Origin of the sequence: Pantoea dispersa (assembly GCF_014155765.1) — a bacterium.
In the GTDB taxonomy this organism is placed as follows: Bacteria; Pseudomonadota; Gammaproteobacteria; order Enterobacterales; family Enterobacteriaceae; genus Pantoea; species Pantoea dispersa.
Genome location: NZ_SCKT01000022.1, coordinates 1 through 2340, shown reverse-complemented (window position 1 = coordinate 2340; position 2340 = coordinate 1). Strand labels below are relative to the sequence as shown.

At 59.3% G+C, this 2340-nt stretch carries 2 protein-coding genes and 2 pseudogenes; all 4 read right to left on the bottom strand.

Annotation, left to right across the window (positions count from 1 at the left end; genetic code table 11):
* Positions 1-284: pseudogene (locus tag H7K56_RS23095) on the bottom strand (DUF1173 domain-containing protein); the annotation flags it as partial.
* A 45-nt stretch (positions 285-329) separates the two neighbouring features.
* Positions 330-641 (bottom strand): annotated as a pseudogene (locus tag H7K56_RS23090) (phospholipase D-like domain-containing protein); the annotation flags it as partial.
* Between the two features lie 515 nt (positions 642-1156).
* Complete coding sequence (locus H7K56_RS23085) at positions 1157-1390, bottom strand: KTSC domain-containing protein (RefSeq protein ID WP_150060184.1); 234 nt, start codon at positions 1388-1390, stop codon at positions 1157-1159.
* A gap of 200 nt (positions 1391-1590) precedes the next feature.
* Positions 1591-2193: a DUF2913 family protein gene (locus H7K56_RS23080; RefSeq protein ID WP_150060185.1), complete on the bottom strand. Its 603-nt coding sequence runs from the start codon at positions 2191-2193 to the stop codon at positions 1591-1593.
* Positions 2194-2340 lie beyond the last annotated feature (147 nt).

The window sequence follows — 2340 nt, the reverse complement described above, 5'->3', positions numbered from 1 at the left end:
TAAAAGCGGCAGTCTGGCGCGTGTTGGTGCCCGGAGAAGGCCCATGAGGCGAGCCAGCACTGGTCCGTTTTCTGTGACAGATGCACTTTCAGGCGCCGGCGCTGCGCGTCTTTCTCCGGGGGATGGCACAGGCAGGTGACCAACGTGGTGGCCTTGTTGTCACGCGCGTGCTTCAGCCAGCGCTGCCACTGCTCCGGCTCAGCGCTGCGGAAATCCGCACCGCATTCCCGCGAGCCCCGCAGCCCGGTGAACCGGACCGGATACGTTTTCTTTGCCGACATCATAAACCCCTTCCCGTAAAGAACGCTGAATATGCGCCCTGCGTGATTTTAATTCAGGCCGGCTGCCGGGCAGATTACCGGCTCCGATTCATTCCACAACCGGTTAAATTCAGCCTGATACCGGCGGGCAATAGAAGGTTCGTTTTTAATCACCAGCGCGTTCTCCGCATTTCTTTTTTCAGCCGAAGACGTGTAATTAAATGAGCCGGTTTCCACCGCACTGCCGTCGGCCACAATAAACTTGTTGTGCATGATGCTGTATATGCCGTTGAGGCGCACGTCCACGCCAGCGCACGCGAGCTGGCTGACAAGAGACCAGCGGTCCCGGCTTTTCTTTTCATCGGCGACCAGCCGGACCTTAACGCTCCGCGTCGTGAATAACCGGAAGTGTCAGTAATGCCGTCATGATTAAAGCCTGTCTTTTCATTATCCGTCGCGACCATAAAATAATGTTAAAATATTTTAACACCTGACAGTCATTAATATAAACCTGTTATAATGATTACATTATAAATATTAAATCAGGGCTGAAGACATTCCGCAATCTGACGATAACAGTTACGTATCAGGGAGCAGATAATATGAATACATTTCACGAATTAAATATCATGACGTCACGCGGCGATATCCACGGCGCCTTTTCGCTCATCCGCAGCTGGAGTGAAAACGTCGCCCGGAAAATCATGAAAAAAGCGGGCTACCCTGTGACGCCGCACACGGGGCGCGCGTTCTGGACGTGGGTGCAGGAGACCCTGACCCGGGCGGCCCGCGAGCGGCGCTGCGGCTACCGGGTGCGCGCTGAACGCCAGGCACCGGTGCGCCGCTGGCGGCAGCAGACCGCGGAAGACTATGATGCCTGGGCGCAGATGATGGCATCAGACGCCGCGCCGCAGGCTGAGGCTGCCCCGGAGGGAAATATAGCGGCCCTCGATGCTGCTCCTGAAAAATGCGTCGCCGTCCGCGGCCGCGCAGAAAGCCTGATACACCTTTGCCGGCACCGCGAGCCAGCGCCGGCACGCGCCGTTCCGGTACTCCAGTTCCAGCACGCCGGTGGTCGGATCGTAGCCCGCGCTGCGAAACAGCTGAGACGTCACTTCATGCCTGTTCATGGTGTGGTTCCTGTCAGGGCCATCGCTCACGTGGCCGCTAAAAAAAGTGGGGTGCCGCCGGGCAGCGCCCCGTTCAGGGAGTAAAATCAGACGATTCATTATCCAGATTACGCGGGTGTTACCGGTCTCCCGCCCGGAAACCTGAGCCGGCGAGGAGGTACACTGTAGTCTGAGAAGTTCGTCAGCTTTCCGTCCTGCCTTCACGCTGCACTGAATCCGTCCGCGAGGAGAAGATGCTGATGTTCATCAGAACCTCCAGCCACTTCCCGGCGCCAGCCCGAACGCTGCAGCAGCTTATCCAGCGCAGCCAGGTCGCCGGTGATGCGCGCGTCCAGGGAACTGCGCTGCCGTCCGTGCTCGTCAAAGCCGTTATCCAGCGCGCTGCGCCGGAGGTAAATACCGGAAACGGACGGGCTGAGCCGCAGCTGACGGCGGCCGCTCCATTCGTTTTCGGACAGCACCATATAAATCCAGCCTGTGAGCTTCACGGCGTGCAGGGCGTGCTGGAGCCGGAACAGGTCGTTCTGCGCCTGCAGGTGGCCGTTGCCGGCGCGCCACAGGTAGTCGAGCTTGCCGGGCAGGTCAGCGTGCAGGCCCTTCTCCCGCCCCTCCTTCAGCAGCCAGCTGATGTCGCTCGCCAGCGCCCGGGGAAAGCGGCGCTGTTTTTCGGCGGTGGCCAGCCAGCGGGTCAGAAACAGGTTGTCCTGTGCAGGTGACGTCACGAGCCCGTCGCGGCGGGCGGTATGCAGGGCAATCAGGCCGCACCAGGCCAGATGGCTGACGTTCAGGTTGTCGTTATTCATAAGCCGCGTCCTTCATGCCGGACCACATGAAAAAGTGGCCCTGAAATACGGCATTTTATGGCATCATCGGGCCTGAGAAAACCCGGCGGAGCCGGCAGGAGGTTCAGCTGCACGGTCTGACTTTATCCGGCTGGCTTCGCAGGTGTT

Bases quoted from the DNA above. Each gene is read 5' to 3' on its own strand.
- H7K56_RS23085 (WP_150060184.1), bottom strand. From the start codon at position 1,390: ATGAACAGGCATGAAGTGACGTCTCAGCTGTTTCGCAGCGCGGGCTAC.
- H7K56_RS23080 (WP_150060185.1), bottom strand. From the start codon at position 2,193: ATGAATAACGACAACCTGAACGTCAGCCATCTGGCCTGGTGCGGCCTG.